We start from the raw sequence: 23,240 nt of genomic DNA on the forward strand, positions 1-23,240 counted from the left end.
GCTTTCGTCGGTACGTCCTCGTTGACGGTGCCGCCAAAATTAGGCCGGGGTGAGAAGCACCGACAGTGACGCCCGGTGCGACTCTCCCGCCCAGGTGGGACGAGCCGTCCTACCTACCCGTCCAGGCCCAGCCGATCGGCGAGTTCCGTCACTGCGGAAGTGCGACGCCTCCCCCTGCCACGGAGTTCGACGACCAGTCGGCGGCTCGTCGAGTGATATCGCATCCACTCCGGCGCGATGCCTTCCGCGGTGAGCAGTGCGTGCACGGCGCCGTCCTCCTTGTTCAACTCCGCGTAGGCCAGTGCCCGGTCCACGTGGAAGCGGGCGAGCCAGGTCGGCGGGAGCGACCGCAGGTCGGGGACGGTACGAGCGGTACGCAGGGCTTCGGCCCCGTCCCCCATCTCCACCAGGAAGTTGACCTTGGCCACGCCCACGTTCGTCGGACCGAAGGGGGTCGCGTAGTCGAGCCGGTCCGTGCCGATCCGAGCGGCGGCGGCGCTCGTCAAGGTGAGCAGGTCCCGTACGGTGTCGTGCCGTCCCGTGCGCACGGCCGCCGTGGCGGCGCGGAGCAGGAGAATGCCCCACAGCGACAGTTCGACCGGGCGCGAGCGGAAGGTGGGCTCGATGCGTTCGGCGGTGGCGGTGGCGATCCGTTCGGCGTCCGCCAGCCTTCCCTGCCGGGTGAAGACCCAGGCCAGACTGGAGATGCCCACCGTTTCCAGGTGCGGATCGTCCCCCTCCCTGGCCGCCTCCGCCGCCCGCTCCAGGGCGGTGAACGCCGCATCCTCCTTGCCGAGTGCGGTCAGTGTGGTTGCGGCAACCTGGTACGACTCGGCGAGGATCGACTGGGCCGCGGCGGCGTCGGCGCCGCTGTGCGCACGTACAGCCGCTCTCGCGTCCTTGATCAGCTGCGGAAGCAGTGCACCGATGTCACTGATGCGGCCTTCCCGCCGGATGCGCTCGGTGGACCGGAGCGCCGCCCGCAACTGCGCGAGTGTGGGCGGGTCCTCGGGGTCCGGCTCCTCGCCCAGCAGGTCCGCGACGGGTGAGACCGCCTGCCGCAGCGCCAGCACGGACGGCTGGTCCTGTTCGGTGCGCACCTCGAAGGTGGTCGGCTGCCCGACGAGTACGGACGGCTCGACATCCAGGGCACGTGCGAGGGCGTTGAGGGTCGTGAGCCGCGCAGTGCTGCGTACGCCCTGCTCAAGCTTGCGTACGACATCGACCGAGACGCCCGCCCGCTCGGCCAGTCTCTCCTGCGTCAGCTTCCGGCGCAGGCGCAGCCGGGCAATGCGGTCGCCGATGCCGGGTTCCTCTTCGAAATGCATGGCCAGTCACCCCCAGAACAGGTCCGACTGATTACGCTACTCCCAGCCTTGGGAAGCTATGCAACCCTCATCGGTGGCATCCCCGCCGGGAAGGTGACGGTGATCGCTCGGCGGCGAACCCACGGGTAAATCCCGCTCCGCAGGACCTTGCCGAGTCGACGCCGCGCACCGGTCTCCACGAGAGCGCGCGGACCCGCGACACATTGATCGGCCATTGAAAGTTGGCGGGCTGACCAACCGGCCAACGAGAGCTACTGATGGCTGGTTTGTCGTTACCGTGGTTGTTGTAGTCGTCCACTGAACAACAGAGTGGTGGCTCTGGCCCACATTCCGTATGACAGTAATGTTTGTGACGTGCCTTCAGAATAGGTCTGTGTCAGTGGGCAGTTTTAGCATGCTGTGTCATGGAACTGAGCACGAAGCTGCCTCGGCAGCGTGGTGACCGGCTGGCCCTGTATGCCGTCACGGCTGAGGAGCAACAGGCTGGCTCTGAGTCGAATCTCAAGCTCGCGGACTCCGGCTATGCGCGTCGAGGCGTTAGCGGCTGGTGGGATGACCGGCTGCCCTTCGGAGCTGATCTCCCGGACTTGACCGAGCCCGCGTTCGTCAGCGGGCGGCAACTTGTGAAGGCATTGGAGGCACGCTACGCAGGTGTGACGGTGACACTGCGCATGGGGCCGCGTGCGGCCTGGCGCGCGCGACAGGAGCGGCGCCGGACCGCGTGGGAGGAGGCGAAGGCGAAACGGCCTCCACTCCCGCCGGACACGGAGAGGCTGATTCACGCCCTGAGCCCCGAGTGCATGATCTGCCACGAGACCGTACGGAAACTGGAGATTGCCCACCTCTTGGACTGGCCCACCATCCGGCGTGTAGTCGAGACCCATCCTTCCTGGCTCCGGAGTGATCACGACATGCGGCGGGCTGCGCTGATGTTCCATGACCCGTGGAACATGGGGGTCTTGTGCCGTGATCACGTCCACCGTTCCGGCTGTCATGACCGGCAGGAAGCCGGCGAGATCGCGTTGGAACAGCTCCTGCAGGCGAGGGCCTCCTTGGACCAGCAACCTGGTGCCGAACGCCTTTATGGGCGGTTTCTCGATCAGAGCCTGATCGAGGAACGTCGCCGCTTCGGCCTCGACATGGGCGCGATGGGCAGGGTTCTCATGCTTTTTTCGAGGGCAACGAAGGGAGGCGAGCCCTCTCCATATGTCCTCAAGCATGGAACCATTAAGGTCGATCGAGAGCAGGGCGGGCTTTCATGGGGGCAACATGGCTGCGCAGACAAGGCCTGCGGTGACGACCATTAGCCGGACAAAAGATACGTTGACATATCTGGAGGTACTGTGCACAACGAAGAGCGTTTAGGTCTATTCACTACTGTCGCGGAACTGGCAGTACTGCGCGCGATCGAGCTCGCCGGGGAGCGCATCACAAAAAGGGTGGAGCGCTCCCACAGGGGGCCATTGAAATCCTTCATGCCATTCTCCGTTCATGTGCAACATCCCACCGAAGAAGGCGACCTTGACGAGATCCTCCCAGATGAGGCTTGGGTAATCCCAGTTGCGGCGGGACTCCCAAAGGATCTCATTGAGGCGCTCGACAGGCATACGCGAATCCTCCTTGCAGCTGGACTCGAATTCCGTCGAGAAGACCTTGCCCTTACCCTCTCCCGACTTCCGCTCGAAAAGATGGCGCTCCCGTGGGAATCACGCCTTCCTGAGCAGTGAAATACTATCGGGTCTCGTATCCACTGCGGAGAACAGGAGGGTCGACCGTCGCCCTTCGGTCACATCGTTTCCTAGCAATGAAACAACGGAACGAACGATTCGTCCTTGTGAGGCGACCATGGAAGCAGTTCATCAGTGCAACGTCCATGAGGCCAAGACTCATCTCTCGCGCGTCCTGGAGCAGGCGGTCACTGGTGAGGAAGCGTTGATCCCCAAGGCAGAACCGGCGGCAAAGATTGCTCCACTCTCTCCCTCGGTGAAGCGGACCGGGCGCGGTTCACTCCAGGGGCAGATCCACATCAAGGATGGCTTTGACGACCTGCCTGACGACATGACCGATGCCTTCGGGGCGCGCTGATGAAGATGCTGCTCGACGCTCATAAGGACCCGAGGACCTGGCGGAACGGGTGCGGGACAGCCAGTTCGTCCCGCTGCCGATCAGTGCCCTGCACGGGGTGTGGGCGGGCAGGCTGCTCGCCCATCACCGCGATCCCTTCGACCGGATACTGGTCGCGCAGGCCCAGGCCCAGGCCGAGGACATGACCATCCTCACCCGCGACAAGTGGATCCCGTCCTACGACGTCAGGGTCATGCCGGTCTGACCATCCCCGCCACAGTCCTTATCACGCCTCCGTCACCGCCGTCGCCCGCCACGGCGCCAGGCGCTGGACGTCGCGGGCGGTCTCCGTGACGCCGCTCAGGAAGCCCTGGGCTCGTGGGGAGGCCGTGTCTCGGAGCCATTCCGGGGCGATGTCGCAGACCGCGACCTTCACCTCGGTGCCGGCCAGGGCGAGGGGCAGGGTGTGGACGACCGTGGAGGGGAAGCTCAGAACCGTGCGGCCGATGGGGCCGCGGCGGGCGATGAGTTCCAGGGGGAGGTCGGGGCGGACGATCTCCAGGCCGGTGGCGGCCTCCAGGGCGTGGAGTTTCTCGGTGGACTCGCGGCGGTGGGCGAAGTAGCGGGTCGCGCCGTGGGTGCGGGACAGGGCCGCGACGGCCTCCAGGTACTGGTCCCGGTCGACCACGCCCGTCTCGACCAGGGAGGTGCCGACCAGGTCCGCGCCCTTGGTGAGCAGCGGCGGGCCGAAGCGGGCGCGGGTCCAGGCGAAGGCGTTGGGGGTGACTCTCACGCCGGGCGGAGCCTCGACCGGCATGGCCGTGAAGACCTCTACCGTGCGGGTGGCGGACGGGGTGAAGCGGCTGCGGGCGCGGGCCGTGACCGGGGCCAGGACCAGTTCGCGCGGGCCCGAGCTGCCCTTGCGGTGCCAGCGCACCAGCCGTTCGCCGCGGGCGAGTTGGGCGACGAACTCCATGGTGGCCGTGCCGTCGTCGACCACGGTGAGGCGGCGGGCGCGGACCATGGTGAGAAGGAGCTGTACGTACCGGGAGAACGGGTCGCCGATGACGATGTGCTGCGCCCTGCGGACGAGTCCGGACAGGTCGCGCAGGCTCTTCAGGGGCGCGCCCGCGCCGCCGCGCGCCTCCTGCCAGCGGACGTTGACGCCCTCGTCGCGGGCCAGCTCCGCCATCCGGCGCAGCTGACCGCGCGACATCGGGTCGACCGGGGGGAGGACGACGACCGTGATGTCCGTGAGGACCCGGTCGCCGCCTCCCTCTGTGTAGGCCCACTCCAGGACGTTCAGGAGCTGGACCGGGCTCTCGACGAAGGCGAGGTTCACCGGTCGGCCCGTCAGACCGCGACCGGCTCGGCGGCCGGGGCCGCCTCGGTGCTCTCGGCGACGACGCCCGCGACGCGGCGGAGCTTCTTCATCGGGCCGAGCTCGGACTCGTACACCTTCTTGACGCCGTCGCCGAGCGAGGCCTCGATGGTGCGGATGTCGCGGACGAGGCGGGTGAGGCCCTGCGGCTCGACGGAGGCGGCCTGGTCGGAGCCCCACATGGCACGGTCCAGGGTGATGTGGCGCTCGACGAACGCGGCGCCGAGGGCGACGGCGGCCAGCGTCGTCTGGAGGCCGGTCTCGTGGCCGCTGTAGCCGATCGGGACGTTGGGGTACTCCTGCTGGAGGGTGTTGATGACCCGCAGGTTCAGCTCCTCGGCCTTGGCCGGGTACGTCGAAGTGGCGTGGCAGAGAAGGATGTTGTCCGAGCCGAGGACCTCGACCGCGTGGCGGATCTGGCGCGGGGTCGACATGCCGGTGGAGAGGATGACCGTGCGGCCGGTGGAGCGCAGGGCGCGCAGCAGCTCGTCGTCGGTGAGGGAGGCGGAGGCGACCTTGTGGGCGGGGACGTCGAACTTCTCCAGGAAGGCGACGGCCTCGGTGTCCCACGGGGAGGCGAACCAGTCGATGCCGCGCTTGGCGCAGTGCTCGGAGATGGCCCGGTACTCGGCCTCGCCGAACTCGACGCGGTGGCGGTAGTCGATGTACGTCATCCGGCCCCAGGGGGTGTCGCGCTCGATGTCCCACTGGTCGCGCGGGGTGCAGATCTCCGGGGTGCGCTTCTGGAACTTGACGGCGTCGCAGCCGGCTTCGGCGGCCACGTCGATCAGGGCGAGGGCGTTGTCGAGGTCGCCGTTGTGGTTGATGCCGATCTCGCCCGTCACGTAGACGGGGTTGCCGGGGCCGGCGGTGCGGGTGCCGAGGGTGCGCAGACGGGAGGTGCTCATGAGGTGTGTTTCCTTAGCTCGGATGGCTTGGCGGGTTTGGGGGACCCGGAGTTACTTGGGGGACTGAGTGGGATTCGTGGTCGTGAGGGTGGGGCCGAGCAGCCAGGCCGCGATCTCGCGGATGGCGCCGAAGCCGCCGGGGGTGGTCGTGACGGCGCGGGCGGCCGCCCGTACCGAGTCGTGGGCGCTCGCGACCGCTACGGGCCAGCCGGCGAGTGCGAAGCACGGCAGGTCGTTGACGTCGTTGCCGACGTAGAGGACACGTTCGGGAGCGATGGACTGTTCGTCGCACCACTGCTTGAGCGCCAGGTCCTTGCGGTCGATGCCGTGCAGGACCGGGATGCGGAGCTTGTGGGCACGGGCGGCGACGACCGGGTTCTGCTCGCTGGAGAGGATCAGCAGCGGCAGTCCGGTCCTGCGCAGGGCGGCGATGCCCAGGCCGTCGCCTCGGTGGACGGCGACGATCTCGCGTCCGTCGGCGTCGATGAGGACCCGGTCGTCGGTCTGCGTGCCGTCGAAGTCGAGGACGACCGCGTCGATGTCGTCGAGGGTGGGCAGCGGCGAGGGGTCGAGCAGCGGCGCGAGGGCTCGGGCGCGGGCCAGGTCGTGCGGGTCGTCGATCTCCAGGACCCGCGCGGGGTCGGTGCGCACCAGGGCGGTGTGGCCGAAGAAGCGGTGGCGGTGGGTGCGGAAGCCCTCGGCGTTCATGGCGTACGCGGTGCCGGTCTCCAACAGGTCCTCGGGGCGGTCCTGGCGCATCTGCCGGACGGACTTGTCGTGGTTGACGCCGTAGTTGCCCTCCTCGATCGCGCTGCCGTCGCGCCAGAGGAAGCCGTGGAAGGGGGCGACCGTGACCGCCGTGTCGGCGCCGTCGTGGGCGACCGCGGCGGCGACGCCGTCGATGTCCTCCCGTACGACGAAGGGGCTGGTGCACTGGACCAGCAGCACCACGTCGGCGGTCCGCTCGCGCATCGCCTCGTACGCGTCCAGGGCGTGCAGCACCGCGTCCTCGCTGCTGGACTTGTCCCCGGCGATGGCCGCGGGGCGCTGGACGATGTGCAGCCGCTCGGGGGCGCCCAGCGTGTCGCCGGCGGCGCGGGCCGCGTCGGCGATGGCCGCGTCGTCGGTCGTCACGACGACGTCCGTGACCTCGCGGGAGGCCAGGCAGGCACGTACCGCGCGGGCGATCAGCGGTACGCCGCCGACCTGGGCGAGGTTCTTGGCCGGGACGCCCTTGGATCCGCCGCGGGCGGGGATCACGGCGAGCACGGTGGGGGTCGGGGTCATCTCTGCTCCTGAAGTGGTGTTCACAGCTCGCCCATCCGTCGGATCACCGGGGCGACCCGCTGTACGCCCTGCCGGTACGCGCCGCGCGCCGCTTCCCGGACCGCTTCGCGTACCGCGCCGCGCACCCCGCCGGTCTCGCGCGGCCGTTCGGCGCCCGGCAGCGGGTGGCCGTCGGGGGCGAGGTGGTGGCGGGCGAGGATGCCGGGGAGGTAGCCGGGGGCGGTGGCGGGTGTGTAGTACGGGGCGAGGTCGGGCAGCCGGGCCGCGGCAAGCAGGGCGTCGACGCGGGTGCGGGCGTGGTCGTAGGCGGAGGCGTACGTACCGTCGGCGGCGACGCCCTGGCCGGCCAGCCATTCCGGGTCGGGTTCCGGGCGGAAGCCGCCGTCCAGGTGGTCCCAGGAGGTGAGCAGGCCGGATCCGATGAAGTGGTGGTTGCCCAGTGCCTCGCGGACGCCGAGGTCGGTGAGGACGGCGGTCGGGATGCGCCGGTGCAGGGACTCCAGCGCGGCGGTCGAGGAGACCGTGACCAGCAGGTCGGTGCGGTCCAGGACCTCGCCCATGTGCCCGTACACCAGGCGGAAGTTGGGCGGGAGTCCGCCGGGCAGCTTCTCGGCGAGGCGCTGGTACGGGAGTTCCTCGATGTGCGTGGTGTGCTCGCCGGGCCTGGAGCGCAATTTCAGCAGCACCTCGCGGTCCGGGTGCAGCCTGGCGTGCTCGACGAGCCTGCGCAGCAGGTACATCCGGTCGTCGCGGGAGGCCGGTACGGAGGGCTGGGCGGCGAAGACGACGGTGTCGCGGCCCTCCTGCGGGCGGTGCGGTTCACCGCCGAGGAAGGGCAGGGCGGCCTCGGTGACGGCCGAGGCGTCGGCGCCCACTCCCTCGTACACCGCGCGGAAACGCTCCGCGTCGTGGCGGGAGTTGGCGAGGACGATGTCCGCGCCGTGCCGCAGCAGCAGCCCGTCGGCGAGCTTCTCGTAGACGACGCCGACATAGCCGGTGACGACAACGGGCCGGGCGGGCAGCCGCAGTGCGGCGAGGCCGTGCAGCATCGCCTGGACGGCTCCGCCGACGAGGGCGAGGACGACGACGTCGTACCCCTCGTCCCGCACGGTGTGCAGGAATTCGACGGCTGTCACCTCGCGCACCCGGCCGGCCTCGATACCGACGTCGCCGACCTCGGCGAGCTGGCGCGGGGTCGGGGTGGCCCGGCCGCGCAGCAGCAGTCCGCTGATCTCGACGCGCTGCGCCGACGTCCCGGACGCACCGGCGGTGAGGCGGCGCGCGGTGAGCGCGCCCCATTTCCACCGGGTGTCGGAGTCGGCGAGTACGGCTACCCGGAGGGCGGTCGTCTTTTCGGTACGTGGGGGCACGTCCCAGAACTTAGGAAGGCATTTCGATTCGCGGCCCAACGTGACGGCAACAGCTGGTTAACAGCCCGCCGACGCTTGGCGAATCGCCTTCACAAAGGGGACGCAATCACCCATGAATCGACCCGGTTCATCATTCCGACATTCGCCGTTCACCTGCCGTCCCTCCCGGGGCCAAGGCAAATGACGGGCTCGCGCCTAGCGTGAGTCGGGTGGTTAAGCTCTCGGTCATCGTGCCGTTCTACAACGTGCAGACATACGCCCCCGACACCTTGAGAAGCCTGCGGGCCAACGCCCGCGAGGACTTCGAATTCATCCTCGTCGACGACTGTTCGACCGACGGGACCGCGGACATACTGCGCCGCGCCGAGGACGAGATTCCGGGGGTGGTCGTACGCAGACACGAGCAGAACGGCGGACTGGCCACCGCCCGTAACACCGGCCTGGACGCCGCGCGCGGCGAGTACCTCGCGTTCCTGGACGGCGACGACTGGCTCGCCCCCGGGTTCTACGCCGAACTCCTGGCCAGGACAGAGGTGTTGGGCTGCGACTTCGTCCGTACCGACCATGTCCAGGTCGAGGGCCGGAACCGCAGCGTGCACCGCGTGCCGCACGGCAGGCGCGGCGAGGTGCTGGACCCGCGGGACGCGATCCTGCCCGCCGAGCGGTCCACCTCGGTCGACTATCCGTACGCCTGGGCCGGGCTCTACCACCGGCGGCTGCTGGACCGCGGGCTGCTGCATTTCACGGACGGTCTGCGCACCGCGGAGGACCGTCCGTGGATCTGGCGGCTGCATCGCGAGGCCGATTCTTTCGCGGTGCTGGGACTTCTCGGGATTTTCTACCGGCGCGGGGTCGCTTCTTCGCTCACGCAGATCGGCGACGTACGCCAGCTCGATTTCATTCGCTCGTTCGACCAGGTCATTCGGGAAACCGCCCAGGACCGCGACGCACAGGTGCTGCTGCCGAAAGCGGTCCGTACCTATTGCGCGATCATTTTCCACCACATGAGCTCGATCGAAAGGTTCGAACCGGCCGTGGCCCGCACACTGAAGTCCATGAGTGCCGCCGCGCTCAGACGAATGCCGCAGCAGGTGCTCGACGACGCACTCGACTCGATGGACGTGCAGCGCGCCACCCTGCTGCGCCGGCTGCGCCGCCGCCCGGCCGCCGCGGGTGCCAAGGAGGTGTCGGCCGCGTGAACAACGCCCGGTCCCGCACCACGCAGATCTTCCTCGCCTCCACGCTCTACGGCACCGCCACCCTCGCCGCCGCGCTCGACGCGGGCTGCTTCCCGGACGCGGACCGCCGCATCCTGCTCGTGTCGAACAACGCGGCCGTCCCGGAGACGACGACCGCCCTCGACGCGATGCCCGGGTTCGACGCGCTGCGCGGCCGGTTCGACGACGTGGTGTCGTGGAACACCACGATCGCCCCCTTCCACCCGGGCGGCTGGGCGCCGCGCCCCGATGACGTACCCCTGTGGGAGCGGCATCTGCGCCTGGCCTGGGGGCTCGGCGACGACGACATCGAGCTCGCGGTCGAGTCGATCCAGGTCAACCCCGCGCTGGCGGTCGCACAGATCTTCACCGGCGCGCCGGTCGATGTGTACGCGGACGGGCTGATGAGCTACGGCCCCACCCGCAACAAGATCGACCCGCTGGTCGGGACCCGGGTGCGCCGGCTGCTCCACCTCGACCTGGTGCCGGGGCTGAAGCCGCTGCTGCTCACGGAGTTCGGGGTGGCGCCGCAGCTCGTGCCGACCGAGGTGTTCCTCAAGGTGCTCGGTGAGCTGGCGGACGCGCCCGGCGCCCAGGACGGCGTTCCGGCCGTGGAGGCGCCCGCGCTGCTGCTCGGCCAGTACCTCTCGGCGCTCGGGCTGATCAGCGCGGCCGAGGAGGAGAACCTGCATCTGCGGATGATGCGCGGCGCGGTCGCGCTCGGCCACACCCGCCTCGTCTTCAAACCGCATCCCACGGCCCCGGCGCAGTGGTCGAAGGCGATGGGCGAGGAGGCCGGGAAGCTCGGCGCCGAGCTGACGGTGCTGGACGAGGGGGTGCTCACCGCCCCGGTCCTCGCCGAGGTGCTCTACCAGCGGATGCGGCCCGCGCTGGTCGTCGGCTGCTTCTCCACAGCGCTGCTCACCGCCTCGGCGTTCTACGGGCTGCCGGTGGCCCGGGTCGGCACCGAGGTGCTGCTGGACCGGCTCGCCCCGTACGAGAACAGCAACCGCATCCCGGTCACGCTGGTGGACGCGCTGGTGCCGGAGGTGACGGACCGGGCGGCCGTCGAGCGGGCCGGGACGGCACAGGATGCGGAGCCGGTGGATCTGACCGGGCTGGTCACCGCGGTCGGATTCGCGATGCAGCCGAAGATCTATCCGGGGCTGCGGCCGGCCGCCGAGCGGTATCTGGCCGCGCACCTGGACGCCACCACCTGGCGTTACTTCAAGCGCAAGCGGCTGACCTCGTTGGCGCTGCCGGGGGCGGTGCCGGCGCAGCTCGCGTTCCTGCCGCGCAACGCGGTGGTGCGCAGGGTGGCGCGGTCGGTGCGGCGGCGGGTGGTGCGGCAGTAGGTGCCGGGGCGGGGCCGGGCCCGATTCGGCACCCGCCCCGCCCCCAGTGCGGTCAGCCGCGTACGCCGCCCTGGATCACCCTCAGGTCCGCCGCGTTGGCCTCGGTGACCTTCCAGAGTTCCTGCTGCCGGCCGTGCACATCGGCGACCGTCGCCGCGTGGTCGTCGAGCAGTCCGGCCGCCCGCTCGGCGAGCCGGGCCCCGAGGTGCCGGTCGTGGACCGAGATGCCCCACTCCGGACGGTCGATGTCGGAGAGGAAGTACGCCATCTTCGGGTGCGAGATCAGGCTGATGATCGGCGTACCGCAGCCGAACGGGATCATCCCCGCGTGCCCGCGCATCCCGATGACCAGCTTGGTGCGGGCGTAGGTGTCCCGGATCTCGTCGTTGCCGAAGTCGTACATCGGGATCACCGGCAGCGCGATGCCGTGCTCGCGCCGCAGGTCGAAGGCGATCCGCTCGTCGTCCAGCGAGTGGGCGACGCAGTGCACCTCGGCCCGCTTGCCGAGCTCCCGCACCGCGGTGGCCATCTCGCCCAGGAAGTGCCCGTAGTCGTGCCCGAAGCGGAGCCCGGAACGGTCGTAGGCGGCGTTGATCAGCACGGTGTCCTCGCGGCGCACCGGGTCCGTCCAGCCGTCCACCAGCTGCCGGGTGACCGTCGTCGGACAGGGCTGGAAGCGCACCCTGTCGTGGAGCGAGGCGGGCAGCAGTTCCCGGACCTTCTCGATGGAGCCGTGGTTGCGCAGCCCGAAGAACGAGGCCCGTTCGACGAGCCCCCGCAGGCTGGAGAGGAACCGGTCCCGCCCGTGCCCGTACGCCTGGCCGTCGAAGGCGTTGAAGCCGACCGCGTAGACCATGACGGGGACGTCGATCCGGTCGAGGAGTTCGTCCGGGACGTTCCACTGCCAGCCGCTGTTGCCGTTGGGCGCGGTGTCCGGGATGAAGAGGCCGCCGCCGCCGATGACCAGGCCCCGGCGCTCGTTGACCCGTTCCAGCGCGGCCTCGTCGAAGAGCCGGTGGGCGTGGATCGAGTGCCAGCGCTGCGGGCCGGTGTCCCGGCCGAAGGCCAGCCGTACGCTCTCGGGCAGCAGCTTGTCCCCGGCGTTGCCCTGGCGCTCCATGTAGAAGGCGACATGGGCGAGCTGGCCGGAGGCGGGGCCCTCCACGGGCGCGGTCAGGTCCGTGGTGCGCTTGTACATCAGCCGGTTGGCCCGGTGGGTGGGGTCGACCGCGAGGCCCTTCAGGGCGTACTCGGCCGCCGTGTCGTCGTCGCCGTGGATCCAGGCGATCTGGGCGAGGCGGGCGAATGCGGTCGCGGCCCGGTTGGGCGCCGCGGTGGCGAGCAGGAGCCGGGCGCGGGCCTCCTCGTAGCGGGAGACGCTCATCAGGGCGTGGCCGAGCACCTCGTGCGGCCAGGACTCGTCGACGGGTATCCGGACCCGGCCCAGCAGATCGGCCGCCTCCTGGTACTCGCCCGCCGCGATATGGGCGGCGGCGACCTTGCGGGCGGCCTCGGGGGAACCGGTGCGCTGCACGTGCGGGGTGCCGTAGTGGACCAGCAGGTCGTGGTGCTTGGCGCCGGGCAGCGCCAGGTACGCGGCGTGGAACTCGGCGTCGGACAGATCGAATTCGTGCCAGCGGTCCTCGGCCTCGCGGTAACCGGCCTCGCCGCCCTGCCAGGGCTTGTGCCGCCCGGTGAAGTGCAGGATCGCGGTCGACTCGGGGACCGGGAGGTCGCCGGAGAGCCGCCGCTTGACGAAGTTGTAGCGGGCGTCGAGCTGGACGAAGTCGCCGTCGAGCACGGCGTTGAGGATGCCCTGGTCGTGCTTGTCGAGCTCGTACGTGCCGGCCCGGCCGACCTCGTCGAGCCGGGCGCAGAACGCGTCGCTCAGATACTCGCGCTGGATGACCAGCAGTCCGCTGTTGAGCTTGTGCTGCCCGTAGAAGAACTGCGGCACGGCGGCCAGTCCGTCGCGCAGCGCGAGCAGTTCACCGAGGTCGCCGAGGACGACCATGTCGGTGTCCAGGGTGATCACGGTGTCGTAGTCGCGGACCCGGAAGATGTCGAGGATGAAGTAGGCCTTGCGCACCAGGTAGTTGTCCTGGTCGCCCTTGGCGTACGAGTCGTAGTGCCCGGCGTCGACCCGGCGGAAGCCGACGCGCGGGTGCAGGGCCCGGATCTGCGCGACGGAGGCGGGGCGCAGCCCGTCGTGCAGGACGAGGAAGTCCTCGCAGACGTCCGGGTTGGAGAGGGCCAGGCTGCGCAGCAGGGCGAGGAAGCCGGGCAGGTAGTTCTCGTCGACGAAGCTCGCGAAGGCGACCCGGCGCTTGCCGGTGAGCGGGTTCGCGGGCGCGGGCGACACGGGGAGAGCCGTGGCGGACGGGGGCGTGGCGGGCTTCGTCATCGCAGTCGGATCCTCATGTCGGTGGCGCTCCGGGCGCGATCCATGACCCACGCCTTTTCGCTGGTGTACTCGTGCACGGAGGTGATGGGCATCCGCATCGCACCGGGCAGGCGGTAGGCGCCGCTCTCGTAGAAGTCGAAGCCGATCAGGTCGAGCCGGCTGCTGACGTCCAGGTGGTCGAGGAGCCACAGCATGTTGAACCCGGTGGTGGGGATGGCCGGCCAGACGTCGGCGCCGACCCGCCCGATGTCGCGCAGCGGCCAGCGCAGCGACTCGTCTCCCAGGTACTGCTGGGCGCCGGGGACGAGGCGGTTGCGCAGGGAGTGCTTCCAGTCGCCGGAGACCCCGCCGAAGACCAGCCGGGTGTGCACCTTCTGGTCCCAGTTGAACCCGTGCTTGTGGATGGTGGCGTGGATGTCGGTGCGCCGTCCGGTCGCCGCCGGGTCGATCCGGTACGAGTTGAAGCGGACGACCAGGTCGTAGCCGTCGATCTCGGCGCCCATCGAACTGCTGCCGACGCGTTGGGAGTTGGCTATCAGGCAGATCGACCGGCCCGCTATCCGGTTGCGGAACTCGCCGACCGTGGTCCACTCGACACCGCCGAAGGTGGGGTCCTCGACCGGGCCGCGCATCCGGCTTCTGCGTTGTTCGGCGTAGAGCGCGACCAGCCGGGTGAGTCCGGCCACCGCTCCCGGGTCCGATCCGGCTTCCTCCATGGCCAGTTCGAGGTACTGGGACGTGGTGTCCTGGATCTCGGTGACCGGGGCCCCGGAGCGTTCCTGGGCGAGCAGGGCGCCGACCAGCCGGGGTTCCGCCCGCTCCCAGTCGCCGCGCGCCCGGAGGTCCAGGCCCTCGGCCCAGGACTCGGTGACGGGCCGGGCGGCGAACTCGGCGGCGCCGGGGTGGGCCCGCTCCAGTTCGCGCAGCAGCTCGTCCTGCCGCTCCCCGCCCAGCCGCAGGCCGACGACCTTGGCCGCGACGCCGAAGCCGTCGTCCTCGGTGAACGAGAGGTAGCGCTCGTACGCCTCGATGGCCGCGGTCTCCGCGCCCATCGCCTCCAGCGTCCTGGCCCGCAGCCGCCAGCCGGCCCGCGAGCCCTTGCGCTGGGTCAGCACGGTGTCACCGATGAGCACCGCGAGCTTCAGCTCGTCCTCGTACCCGCAGTCCAGCGCCTTGTTGCCGACCGCGAGCAGCGGGTCGAGCAGCTCGTCGGCGAGGGCCGCGGCGGAGGCCGCCCCCGCCTTGCCCCCGCGCCGCATCAGCGGGATCGAGGACGCGGCCGCGGATGCCGCGGGCTGCGCCGCGGCGTGCACGGCCAGCAGGTGCCGCAGCGCCTCCGCGAGTGCCGTACGCCGCCGGTCGAGCCCCGCCACCAGCTTGGTGCTGTGCGCGGCACAGGCGCGCAGGCACACGTCCACGTCGGTCGGGGTCACGGAGGCGAGCTGCGACGCGGCACTCCCGGGCGGGGCCGCGTCACGTTGCCGTGGCCAACGGGTACGGGCTTCTCTCATGGCGCTCCAAATCCGGGTGTGCGGTCACCGGTGCGCGCACGGAGCCCCGCGCCGTCGGGGCGGATGCTCGGCGCGCGTGTTCGGTTCCGCGACACGCTAAGAAACCTGAGCGGCCGCCGGATGAACTCGCCCTGTCGGTACCGGAAACTGCGCACCGACCCCGCAGGTACGGGCACCTGTCAGCGCACCCCGAACCGGGGCCCGGTGCGGTGCCTGACCCGGTTCGGACTCACCCCGGTCGGACGCTGCTGAGCCAGAGCGTCACACGCTGCTGAGCCAGAGCGTCACACGCTGCTGAGCGAGAGCTTCGCCGCGAAGCCGAGGAAGAGCAGACCGGCCGCCGAAGTGGCCCCCGCCGACAGCCGCTTGCGGCGGCGGAACACCGCGGCCAGCCGGGTGCCGCCGAATATGAGCATCGACAGATACAGGAAGCTGGCGATCTGCAGCAGGGTGCCCAGCAGCAGGAAGGAAAGCGCCGGATAGGCGTAGCCGGGATCGACGAACTGCACGAAGAACGAGATCAGGAACAGGATCGCCTTCGGGTTGAAGAGGCTGACCACCAGCGCCCGCCGGTACGGCCGCTCCATCGCCACCGCGACCGCGGGCCCGGCGCTCTCCTCGGTCAGCTCGGCCATCCGCCGGTGCCGCTCGCGCCACATGGTCACCGCGGCCCGCAGCATGCCGATCGCCAGCCAGGTCAGATAGCCCGCACCGGCGAACTTGACGACGGCGAAGAGCATTGGTGTCGTCTGCAGCAACGACGAGGCCCCGAGCGCGGACAGCGTCATCAGCACGGTGTCCCCGGTCCACACCCCGGCCGCCGCCACATACCCGGTCCGCACCCCGCGCCGGGCGGCGACGGAGAGCACGTACAGCGAATTCGGTCCCGGCAACAGGACGATCAGCACCAGGCCGGCGAGATAGGTCGGAAGATCGGTGACACCCAGCATGAAACGGAGTGTCGCACGCGGGTACGACACTCCGTCCAGGGGGTTTCGGGAAGACGCGGGTCAGTCCTCGTCGCCGTCGAGGAGGCGGTCCACGGAGAGCTTCATCTCGACGCCGACCACGTCCGGCACGGTGAACGAGGTCCCGCGCTTGTGGTGCGCCTTGTTCCTGTACTCGCCGCCCCGGGGGTCGGTGCAGAGCAGCACCTGGTCGTGCTTGCGATCGGCCACCACGTAGACCGGGATGCCCGCCTGGGCGTAGTCCTCGACCTTGGGGCCGAGGTCGTCCGCCCGGTTGGTCGAGGTCACCTCCACGACCATACGGAAGACGTGGGCGGCGTAGCAGTTCTTCATGACATGGGCATCCTTGATGTCGGCCTCGACGACCGGCAGGTCAGGAATCGCGTAGTCCTCCGGCCCGGAGGGCAACCACGATCCGACCCCCTGGACGAGTCCGAGTCCCACGGCGCGCGCCCGCGCACCGAACTCCTCACTCAGCCAGGACAGGGCCAGAGCGTGCGATACGTCCGCCGGCGGTGTCGCAGTGAGCCTCCCCTGGAGAATCTCCACGCGATGTCCAGGCAACGAGCGTGCGAGCTGGTCGGCTGCCTCGCCGAGCGTCAGCTCCGGCTGTTCCTGCACGTGCACCTGCTCCTCGTGCTGTATCACGGCCACGGCATCCTCCTTTCGGGGACCACCGTTCATGAGCTTATCCAGGGGCGCGGACATTCAGCGAGAAATCACCTGTGCGGGTAGCCGCCCCTTCAGGACGCGTCCGACGGCACGTACCTCCCCCACACCTCGCGCAGCGCGTCGCAGACCTCCCCCACCGTCGCCCGTGCCCTGAGCGCCTCCTTCATCGGGTACAGGACGTTGTCCGTGCCCTCGGCGGCCTTCCGCAGCCGGGCCAGTGCGGTGTCCACCGCGCCCTGGTCGCGTCCGGCGCGCAGCTCCGCCAGCCGGGCCGCCTGCTCGGCCTCGATCGCGGGGTCGACGCGGAGCGGCTCGTACGGCTCCTCCTCGTCGAGCTGGAAGCGGTTCACGCCGACCACGACGCGCTCCGCGCTGTCGGTCTCCAGGGCGATGCGGTACGCGGAGCGCTCGATCTCGCTCTTCTGGAAGCCACGCTCGATCGCGCTGACCGCGCCGCCCATGTCCTCGACCTTGGCCATCAGTTCCAGCGCGGCGGCCTCGACATCATCAGTCATCCTCTCGACGACGTACGACCCCGCGAACGGGTCGACGGTCGCGGTGACGTCCGTCTCGTACGCCAGGACCTGCTGGGTGCGCAGGGCCAGCCGGGCGGACTTGTCGGTGGGGAGGGCGATCGCCTCGTCGAAGGAGTTGGTGTGCAGCGACTGCGTACCGCCGAGGACCGCGGCCAGGCCCTGCACGGCGACGCGCACCAGGTTGACCTCGGGCTGCTGGGCGGTGAGCTGGACGCCCGCGGTCTGGGTGTGGAAGCGCAGCATCAGCGACTTGGGGTTCTCCGCGCCGAACTCCTCCTTCATCACCCGGGCCCAGATCCGGCGGGCCGCGCGGAACTTGGCGACCTCTTCGAGGATCGTCGTGCGGGCGACGAAGAAGAAGGAGAGACGGGGCGCGAAGTCGTCGACGTCCATCCCGGCCGCGACGGCGGTACGCACGTACTCGATGCCGTCGGCGAGGGTGAAGGCGATCTCCTGCGCGGGCGAGGCCCCGGCCTCGGCCATGTGGTAGCCGGAGATCGAGATGGTGTTCCACTTCGGGATCTCGGCCCGGCAGTACTTGAAGATGTCGGCGATCAGCCGCAGCGAGGGCCCCGGCGGGAAGATGTACGTGCCGCGCGCGATGTACTCCTTGAGCACATCGTTCTGGATGGTGCCGGTGAGCTGGTCGGCCGGCACGCCCTGCTCCTCGCCGACCAGCTGGTACAGCAGCAGGAGCAGTGCCGCCGGGGCGTTGATCGTCATGGACGTGGAGACCTTGTCCAGCGGGATCCCGTCGAACAGGACCCGCATGTCGTCGATCGAGTCGATCGCGACCCCGACCTTGCCGACCTCGCCGGACGCGATCGGTGCGTCCGAGTCATGGCCCATCTGGGTGGGCAGGTCGAAGGCGACGGACAGGCCCGTCGTCCCGTTGGCGATCAGCTGCTGGTAGCGGGCGTTGGATTCCGTGGCCGTACCAAAACCCGCGTACTGGCGCATCGTCCACGGCCGGCCGGTATACATCGTGGGGTAGACACCGCGCGTGAAGGGGTAGGCACCCGGCTCCCCCAGCTTTTCGCCGGGGCTCCAGCCGTCGAGCGCGTCCGGCCCGTAGACCGGTTCGATGGGCAGTCCCGACTCCGACTCGCGCGTCATCTGCTGTGCCTCCCGCTGAAGCTGCTCAGTAAAGCTACTTGCTGGTAACCACGGATTCCCGCGACGGACTGTAGCGGTGGGCGCGAGGCCGTTGGAGGGGGACGGGCTGGGACCTTGCTCACAGCCCCTGCCCGCGGGCTCGTCACCGCTCCCCCCATCATGCGCGGGCTTTGGCAACCGGGCAGAGCGGGAATCCGTCCAATGGGACACCGGACACGCAGGGGGCCGAGATGATGGACAGCACCAGCAGGAGCACGTCGCGGACCGGGATACGGGCCACGGCCCGGACCGCGAAACGGGGGCGGGCGGGGGCCGCGGCGGTGCTCGCCGTCCTCAGCGTCGCCGCCGCGACGGCCGGCTGCAAGGCGCAGGCCACCGGCAGCGCACCGGCGACCCCGTCGGCACCACCGCGGGCCACGGCCACCGACGACGACAAGCCCGCCTCCCGGCCGCCGTCGCCCGCCGCGTCGTCGCCGAAGGCCACCGCATCGCCCACGCCGAAGCCCGACCCGCAGGGCACGACGCTGATGGCGAGCGGTTCCGAGGGCAAGCGGGTGCGGGAACTCCAGGCCCGGCTGCGGCAGATCGGCCACTTCGACCGCAGCCCCACCGGCTACTACGGCACCGTCACGGTCGCCGCCGTCCAGTCCTTCCAGGGCAAGCGCGGCCTCTCCCGTACGGGCAGGGCGGACACCCTCACCTGGCAGAAGCTGCTCGGCATGACGCACGAGCCGACGGCTGCCGAGCTGAATCCGCCGACCACCCGGCCGGTCGCCAAGCCGGACAAGCGCTGCATGACCGGCCGGGTCCTCTGCATCAGCAAGAACAGCCGGACGCTGTCCTGGATGATCGACGGCCGCGTCGTGTCGTCGATGGACGTCCGCTTCGGCTCCCAGTACACGCCGACGCGTGAGGGCACCTTCTCGGTCTACTGGAAGTCCCGCCACCACGTGTCGACGATCTATCACACGGCCATGCCGTACGCGATGTTCTTCAGCGGCGGCCAGGCGGTGCACTACTCGGCGGACTTCGCGGCCCGCGGCTACAACGGCGCCTCGCACGGCTGCGTCAATGTCCGGGACGAGGGAAAGATCGCCTCGCTCTTCGCCCAGGTGAAGAACGGCGACAAGGTCGTGGTCTACGGATAGGGCCGAGAGGGCGGTCGGGGCCGACGGGCCGAGCGGCCGGAGGAGAAGGGGCGCGGACGGGACCGGGGGAACGTGTCCCGCCCGCGCCATGTGCGCTGAGCCGTAGGTACGGGGGGAACCCCGGCTCTGTGCGCTGCCGATGACCAGTCGGCTCACTCAGTACTGCGTCACGGGCTCGAAAAACGTCACACCTGTCGGTGAAGGGCCGAAAAAAGCCTGCCGCACTCGGCTGCGCTCAGCTCGGTGAACCGGCGCCGACGCCGGGGGGCCGGGCCGAGGGGGTCAAGGAGACCGGGACCGAGGGAAGCCGCACACCGTTGGTGAACCGGGCCGACGAAGGCGCGCCGGAGCCGCTGCTCGGGTTCGAGTTGTCGTCGCCCTGCTCCTCGTCGTCGCCGTCGTCGCCCTGGTTGTTCTGGCCCTGCTCGGATCTCTCGATCAGGCGGTCGCAGTACCGGTCCAGGTTGCGGGCCCCCTTCGCCAACGCTTCGAGCATGCGTCTGCGGTTCTCGTCCAGGGTGCCGTCGCGGTAGTCGCGGCAGGCCTTGAGCGCCTTGGCGTACCACTCGCCGGAGCTGTCGTTCCCGGAGTTCTCGGGCCGCTTGCCGTTCTCGGCGCTGCCCGCGGAGCCGGTCGCGGCGCCACCGGGCTTCCGGTTGCCGCCGCCCCGCTCCTTCGCCTCGCCCGATCTGCCGGGGTCCGGGTGACCGGTCGGGGCGGAGGGATCCGCGGGGGGCTTGGTGCTGCCCGTCCCCGGGGAGGCGGACGACGGTGGCTGCGGGGTCTCGTCCGAGGTGAGCCCGGAACCCAGCTCCTCGGGCGTCGCCGCGGCCGAGACGGAGGACGCGGGCAGGGGGGTGTTCCCGCCGAACGGTCCGGGCAGCATCCCGGTCCCCGCCGCCACGGCCACCCCGCCGAGCGCACAGCCCGCGAGGGAGGCGACCAGGCCGAAGCGGACGGGTCTGCTCCAGCGCGCGGAGCGGGTACGGCCGGAGACTGCGGACGGGGCGGCGGCAGCCCCGATCCGTACCGGGTCGAGCGCCTCGGCACCGGCCGCCCGGCCCTCCGCGGCGGCCCTCGGCTGCGCGTTCGCCCGTGTCCTCGTACGCGCGGAGTGGCCGGCGGTGCGGAAGGCGGCGAGCGCCGCGGCCTCGCCGGGCAGTTCGCCGGTGGCCGGGCGGGCGGACCGTGCGGCGGCGTCCAGCGCGGCCACGAGCCTCTCGGCGTCCGTGCACGATTGACCGGCGACGGGGTCGACCGGCTCGCCGCGGAGCAATCTCTCCGCGGCGTCCTTGTCAAGCCATTCGTACTGCTCGTCGGCCATCACATGTCCTTCTGCGTCCACGGACGCGAATGCGTCACACCGGCCGGCGCCGTCAGGCCGTTGCGGGCGGGGCGCTGGGCGGGCACCGCGTCGAGTTCCGCCGTCCGGCCCGCGCTCGGGTGCGGGGCGGCCGGATCCGCCGGATCCGCTGCGGGGTCACCGTCGCCGCCATCCGGGTCGGGACCGTCCGTACGCAGCAGCTCGGCCAGCCGTTTCAGGCCCCGGTGCGCCGCGGTGCGTACCGCCCCCGGACGCTTGCCCAGCGTCTGCGCGGCGCTCTTCGCGTCCAGGCCCACGACCACCCGCAGCACCACGGCCTCGGCCTGGTCCTGCGGCAGCTGGGCGATGAGCGACATCGTGCGGCCGGTGGCCAGGGCCTCCATCGCCTCGTCGGCGGTGTCGGACTCGGCCGGCCGCTCGGACAGTTCCGACTCGTCGCCGCCGATCGCGGGGCGCCTGCCGCGCATCCGCAGATGGTCCAGCGCACGGTTGCGGGCTATGCGCGCCGCCCAGCCGCGGAAGCGGTCGGCGTCGCCGCTGAACCGGTCGAGGTCACGGGCTATCTGCAGCCAGGACTCGGACGCCACGTCCTCGGCGTCCGGCTCCCCCACCAATGTCCTTATGTAGCCCAGCAGTCGCGGCTGTACAGCGCGGTACACAGTACGGAAGGCGTCCTCGTCCCCGTCCTGCGCCGCGAGTACCGCGGCAGTGAGCTCCGCGTCGTCCCCCAGCACTCCCTCAACCTGCCCTGCTGTCCCGAATCGCAGCTGGTCATCACTGCCGCGCCACCCTGCGCGACTCAGCACGCTACGTCCTCGTCGGTGGTCACGTCCATGTCTTGTACAACTCGCAACATTCCTTGGACACGGGTCGGTGTGACAGAAACCGCAGTGACGGCGCTGAGAGGAGTACGGGGTCGTCCTACGGCCCCGCGGAAGACGACCGGGGCCTCTCCTGTGGGGGGTGGCGGCCCCGGTCGTCCTCGTTACCCGGCGCGGTCCGCGTCACCCGGCGTGATCCGCCGCCGGAGCCGGCCCCCGGTCACCGGCCGGTTCCGGACCCTGCCCCCGCCCGCGCGCCCGGCGCGAGACCGCCGCGCGCAGCACCCGCTGCCCCTCCGCCGAGACGTCCAGCACCTGGCGCAGCCCGGCGCCCGCCGCCGAGGAGCCGGCGGTCTCCGCCAGCAGCTCCAGGATCCGGATCTGTCTGCGCAGCTCCCCGGCCGGCAACGGACCGGCCCCGTCCAAATCGTCCTCCCGGCAGCGCCGCACCGTCTCCGCACCGGCGGCCGACGCGGTGGCCGGACCGAGGTGGACCTCCAGGGCCAGCAGCGAGCACGCGTCGGCCCACTCCCGCAGCCCCGGCGCCGCCCGGTCCACGGGCGCCTCGTCCAGCAGCTTCCGGATCCGCGGGGCCGCGCCCTGCTCGTCGGCCGCGGCGTCCAGCGCCGCCCGGACCTCCGCGAGGCGGTCCGGCCAGACCGACGCGTCCGCGCACCCCGCCCAGAGCGGACGGAGCGGATCCGGATCCGCTCCGTCCAGGGGCTGCGGCAGGCAGCGGTCGAGGCAGGCGACCGCGCTCGCGGCGAGCCCCCGCTCGTCGGCGGCGGCGATCAGTTCCAGCAGGCTCATCGGCGTCTCCCGTCGGCACGCCCCCGTCCGCGCACACATGGGGACGAGGCGCTTCCTGTACCGCGTTCAGCGCCGATTGGCTCAAAACCGTCACTACGGAGGGCCGAATTGCATCGCTCAGTGGGCGCGGCCCGCCGCACCCTGGGTGCCCAGCGGATACCCCCCGAGGGCCGCCCGCTCCCCCTGCATCCGGGTCAGCCTGCGCACGAAGAGGATGGCGAACACCGCGGCCACGATGTCGAAGGCGTCGGTCGCGGCCACCAGGCCCGCCGTGTCCACGAGCTCCTGCGGCTGCTCGGCCTTCCAGGACCGCCGTGCCGCGTACTGGGAGGTGACCAGCGAGCAGACCCAGGTACCCCACCACAGGTTCATCACGGTGCCCGGTACCGAGCGCCAACTGCCGTCGGTGTTGGTCTGGGCGCTCGCGGTCCAGATGCCGCCCGCGATCCGGCGCGGCAGCACCAGGTTGGCGACCGGGACGAACCAGGCGCCGACGGCCCAGCCGGGCCGCATCGGCTGCATGCTCGGGTCGAACACCTCGGCGTTGAGCCGTACCCGCCGGAACCAGATGATGAAGACGACCGCGGTGGCCAGGCTCGCGAGGGTCTGCAGCACGCCCGCCGCCCCGGACAGATTGTCCGCGAGGGTCGCCTCCGCCTCGTCGTACGTCGCGAAGTCGTCCGTCATTCCGGCCACCAGCACCCGGCGGACGTTCATACCCGCCGCCACGGCGAGCAGATCCGCCACGGCGACGACCGTCAGCAGCACGACGACGGCCTTCGCGAGCCCTTCGGGCGAACGCAGGTACTGCTGCGGAGCGAAGAAGGCCGGGGCCGGCGGCATCGGGGCCGCCGCCCCGGCCGGACCGGCACAGAGCAGGCAGCGTCCGTCGTCGGTGACCGGAGGTCTGAGACGGCAGGTGGAGCACAGCATGAAGTGGAACCCCCAGGATTCTGAGCGCGCACGCGAGAACGCGCGCCCCTCCCCGGAACGCGCGGCATGCGGAACCTAACCCCACGC

The 23,240-nt window shown here is 70.7% G+C and carries 21 protein-coding genes; 7 read left to right on the forward strand and 14 right to left on the reverse strand.

The features are described 5' to 3' along the window. Positions 1–113: 113 nt before the first annotated feature. The gene (locus ABZY11_RS02085; protein WP_356477257.1) at positions 114–1,328 is read right to left on the reverse strand and encodes a helix-turn-helix transcriptional regulator; all 1,215 of its coding nucleotides are present in this window, start codon (positions 1,326–1,328) and stop codon (positions 114–116) included. A 404-nt stretch (positions 1,329–1,732) separates the two neighbouring features. Here ABZY11_RS02085 and ABZY11_RS02090 point away from each other — a divergent pair, with 404 nt between their 5' ends. The 4 genes from ABZY11_RS02090 to ABZY11_RS02105 all read left to right on the forward strand — a co-directional run bounded on the left by ABZY11_RS02090 (position 1,733) and on the right by ABZY11_RS02105 (position 3,657). Further along, positions 1,733–2,635, forward strand: a complete 903-nt coding sequence (locus ABZY11_RS02090; protein ID WP_356477258.1) for a hypothetical protein — start codon at positions 1,733–1,735, stop codon at positions 2,633–2,635. A 36-nt stretch (positions 2,636–2,671) separates the two neighbouring features. Next, positions 2,672–3,055, forward strand: a complete 384-nt coding sequence (locus tag ABZY11_RS02095; RefSeq protein ID WP_356477259.1) for a hypothetical protein — start codon at positions 2,672–2,674, stop codon at positions 3,053–3,055. A gap of 118 nt (positions 3,056–3,173) precedes the next feature. After that, complete coding sequence (locus tag ABZY11_RS02100; RefSeq protein ID WP_356477260.1) at positions 3,174–3,413, forward strand: prevent-host-death protein; 240 nt, start codon at positions 3,174–3,176, stop codon at positions 3,411–3,413. Positions 3,414–3,462: 49 nt separating this feature from the next. After that, positions 3,463–3,657, forward strand: coding sequence for a hypothetical protein (locus ABZY11_RS02105; protein WP_356477261.1), 195 nt, complete (start codon positions 3,463–3,465; stop codon positions 3,655–3,657). 21 nt (positions 3,658–3,678) lie between these two features. Here ABZY11_RS02105 and ABZY11_RS02110 read toward each other — a convergent pair whose 3' ends face one another. Genes ABZY11_RS02110 through ABZY11_RS02125 form a run of 4 tightly spaced genes read right to left on the reverse strand, consistent with a single transcriptional unit; the run spans position 3,679 to position 8,338 of the window. Continuing rightward, positions 3,679–4,734 (reverse strand): hypothetical protein, encoded by a 1,056-nt coding sequence (locus tag ABZY11_RS02110; RefSeq protein WP_356477262.1) that lies wholly within the window; start codon positions 4,732–4,734, stop codon positions 3,679–3,681. A gap of 11 nt (positions 4,735–4,745) precedes the next feature. Next, complete coding sequence (locus ABZY11_RS02115) at positions 4,746–5,681, reverse strand: N-acetylneuraminate synthase family protein (RefSeq protein ID WP_356477263.1); 936 nt, start codon at positions 5,679–5,681, stop codon at positions 4,746–4,748. A 51-nt stretch (positions 5,682–5,732) separates the two neighbouring features. Then, positions 5,733–6,968, reverse strand: a complete 1,236-nt coding sequence (locus tag ABZY11_RS02120; RefSeq protein ID WP_356477264.1) for an acylneuraminate cytidylyltransferase — start codon at positions 6,966–6,968, stop codon at positions 5,733–5,735. Positions 6,969–6,988: 20 nt separating this feature from the next. Further along, on the reverse strand, positions 6,989–8,338 hold the full coding sequence (locus ABZY11_RS02125; protein WP_356477265.1) for a DUF6716 putative glycosyltransferase: 1,350 nt from the start codon (positions 8,336–8,338) through the stop codon (positions 6,989–6,991). Between the two features lie 209 nt (positions 8,339–8,547). Between ABZY11_RS02125 and ABZY11_RS02130 the strand changes: the two genes are divergently transcribed. Beyond that, the gene (locus tag ABZY11_RS02130) at positions 8,548–9,537 is read left to right on the forward strand and encodes a glycosyltransferase family 2 protein (RefSeq protein WP_356477266.1); all 990 of its coding nucleotides are present in this window, start codon (positions 8,548–8,550) and stop codon (positions 9,535–9,537) included. Continuing rightward, positions 9,534–10,910, forward strand: a complete 1,377-nt coding sequence (locus ABZY11_RS02135; protein WP_356477267.1) for a polysialyltransferase family glycosyltransferase — start codon at positions 9,534–9,536, stop codon at positions 10,908–10,910. Before ABZY11_RS02130 ends, ABZY11_RS02135 begins: the two co-directional genes overlap by 4 nt. 52 nt (positions 10,911–10,962) lie before the next feature. Here ABZY11_RS02135 and ABZY11_RS02140 read toward each other — a convergent pair whose 3' ends face one another. The 5 genes from ABZY11_RS02140 to ABZY11_RS02160 all read right to left on the reverse strand — a co-directional run bounded on the left by ABZY11_RS02140 (position 10,963) and on the right by ABZY11_RS02160 (position 18,117). Next, a complete protein-coding gene (locus ABZY11_RS02140; RefSeq protein WP_356477268.1) occupies positions 10,963–13,314 on the reverse strand; it encodes a glycosyltransferase in 2,352 nt (783 codons plus the stop codon). Then, positions 13,311–14,747: a hypothetical protein gene (locus ABZY11_RS02145; RefSeq protein WP_356477269.1), complete on the reverse strand. Its 1,437-nt coding sequence runs from the start codon at positions 14,745–14,747 to the stop codon at positions 13,311–13,313. The genes ABZY11_RS02140 and ABZY11_RS02145 overlap by 4 nt, the downstream gene beginning before the upstream one ends. Before the next feature lie 362 nt (positions 14,748–15,109). Beyond that, the gene (leuE, locus tag ABZY11_RS02150; RefSeq protein ID WP_356477270.1) at positions 15,110–15,775 is read right to left on the reverse strand and encodes a leucine efflux protein LeuE; all 666 of its coding nucleotides are present in this window, start codon (positions 15,773–15,775) and stop codon (positions 15,110–15,112) included. A gap of 60 nt (positions 15,776–15,835) precedes the next feature. Further along, positions 15,836–16,447, reverse strand: a complete 612-nt coding sequence (locus ABZY11_RS02155; protein ID WP_356477271.1) for a Uma2 family endonuclease — start codon at positions 16,445–16,447, stop codon at positions 15,836–15,838. A gap of 89 nt (positions 16,448–16,536) precedes the next feature. Beyond that, a complete protein-coding gene (locus ABZY11_RS02160; RefSeq protein WP_356477272.1) occupies positions 16,537–18,117 on the reverse strand; it encodes a methylmalonyl-CoA mutase family protein in 1,581 nt (526 codons plus the stop codon). A 230-nt stretch (positions 18,118–18,347) separates the two neighbouring features. On the opposite strand from ABZY11_RS02160, the gene ABZY11_RS02165 reads away from it, so the two are divergent. Continuing rightward, positions 18,348–19,265 carry a L,D-transpeptidase family protein gene (locus ABZY11_RS02165; RefSeq protein ID WP_356477273.1) on the forward strand — a complete coding sequence of 306 codons (918 nt, stop codon included), beginning with the start codon at positions 18,348–18,350 and terminating at the stop codon, positions 19,263–19,265. A gap of 235 nt (positions 19,266–19,500) precedes the next feature. On the opposite strand, the gene ABZY11_RS02170 is transcribed toward ABZY11_RS02165, so the two are convergent. The 4 genes from ABZY11_RS02170 to ABZY11_RS02185 form a co-directional block, all read right to left on the reverse strand. Continuing rightward, positions 19,501–20,589: a hypothetical protein gene (locus tag ABZY11_RS02170; RefSeq protein ID WP_356477274.1), complete on the reverse strand. Its 1,089-nt coding sequence runs from the start codon at positions 20,587–20,589 to the stop codon at positions 19,501–19,503. Next, positions 20,589–21,323, reverse strand: coding sequence for an RNA polymerase sigma factor (locus ABZY11_RS02175; RefSeq protein ID WP_356477275.1), 735 nt, complete (start codon positions 21,321–21,323; stop codon positions 20,589–20,591). Before ABZY11_RS02175 ends, ABZY11_RS02170 begins: the two co-directional genes overlap by 1 nt. Before the next feature lie 270 nt (positions 21,324–21,593). Continuing rightward, complete coding sequence (locus ABZY11_RS02180; protein WP_356477276.1) at positions 21,594–22,220, reverse strand: hypothetical protein; 627 nt, start codon at positions 22,218–22,220, stop codon at positions 21,594–21,596. Positions 22,221–22,337: 117 nt separating this feature from the next. Continuing rightward, positions 22,338–23,153, reverse strand: coding sequence for a DUF4328 domain-containing protein (locus tag ABZY11_RS02185; RefSeq protein ID WP_356477277.1), 816 nt, complete (start codon positions 23,151–23,153; stop codon positions 22,338–22,340). Between the last annotated feature and the right edge of the window lie 87 nt (positions 23,154–23,240).

This window comes from Streptomyces sp. NPDC006510, assembly GCF_040611955.1.
GTDB lineage: Bacteria > Actinomycetota > Actinomycetes > Streptomycetales > Streptomycetaceae > Streptomyces.

Bases quoted from the DNA above. Each gene is read 5' to 3' on its own strand.
- ABZY11_RS02090 (WP_356477258.1), top strand. From the start codon at position 1,733: ATGGAACTGAGCACGAAGCTGCCTCGGCAGCGTGGTGACCGGCTGGCC.
- ABZY11_RS02185 (WP_356477277.1), bottom strand. From the start codon at position 23,153: ATGCTGTGCTCCACCTGCCGTCTCAGACCTCCGGTCACCGACGACGGA.
- ABZY11_RS02180 (WP_356477276.1), bottom strand. From the start codon at position 22,220: ATGAGCCTGCTGGAACTGATCGCCGCCGCCGACGAGCGGGGGCTCGCC.
- ABZY11_RS02100 (WP_356477260.1), top strand. From the start codon at position 3,174: ATGGAAGCAGTTCATCAGTGCAACGTCCATGAGGCCAAGACTCATCTC.
- ABZY11_RS02085 (WP_356477257.1), bottom strand. From the start codon at position 1,328: ATGCATTTCGAAGAGGAACCCGGCATCGGCGACCGCATTGCCCGGCTG.
- ABZY11_RS02120 (WP_356477264.1), bottom strand. From the start codon at position 6,968: ATGACCCCGACCCCCACCGTGCTCGCCGTGATCCCCGCCCGCGGCGGA.
- ABZY11_RS02170 (WP_356477274.1), bottom strand. From the start codon at position 20,589: ATGGCCGACGAGCAGTACGAATGGCTTGACAAGGACGCCGCGGAGAGA.
- ABZY11_RS02115 (WP_356477263.1), bottom strand. From the start codon at position 5,681: ATGAGCACCTCCCGTCTGCGCACCCTCGGCACCCGCACCGCCGGCCCC.
- ABZY11_RS02160 (WP_356477272.1), bottom strand. From the start codon at position 18,117: ATGACGCGCGAGTCGGAGTCGGGACTGCCCATCGAACCGGTCTACGGG.
- ABZY11_RS02165 (WP_356477273.1), top strand. From the start codon at position 18,348: ATGATGGACAGCACCAGCAGGAGCACGTCGCGGACCGGGATACGGGCC.
- leuE (WP_356477270.1), bottom strand. From the start codon at position 15,775: ATGCTGGGTGTCACCGATCTTCCGACCTATCTCGCCGGCCTGGTGCTG.
- ABZY11_RS02140 (WP_356477268.1), bottom strand. From the start codon at position 13,314: ATGACGAAGCCCGCCACGCCCCCGTCCGCCACGGCTCTCCCCGTGTCG.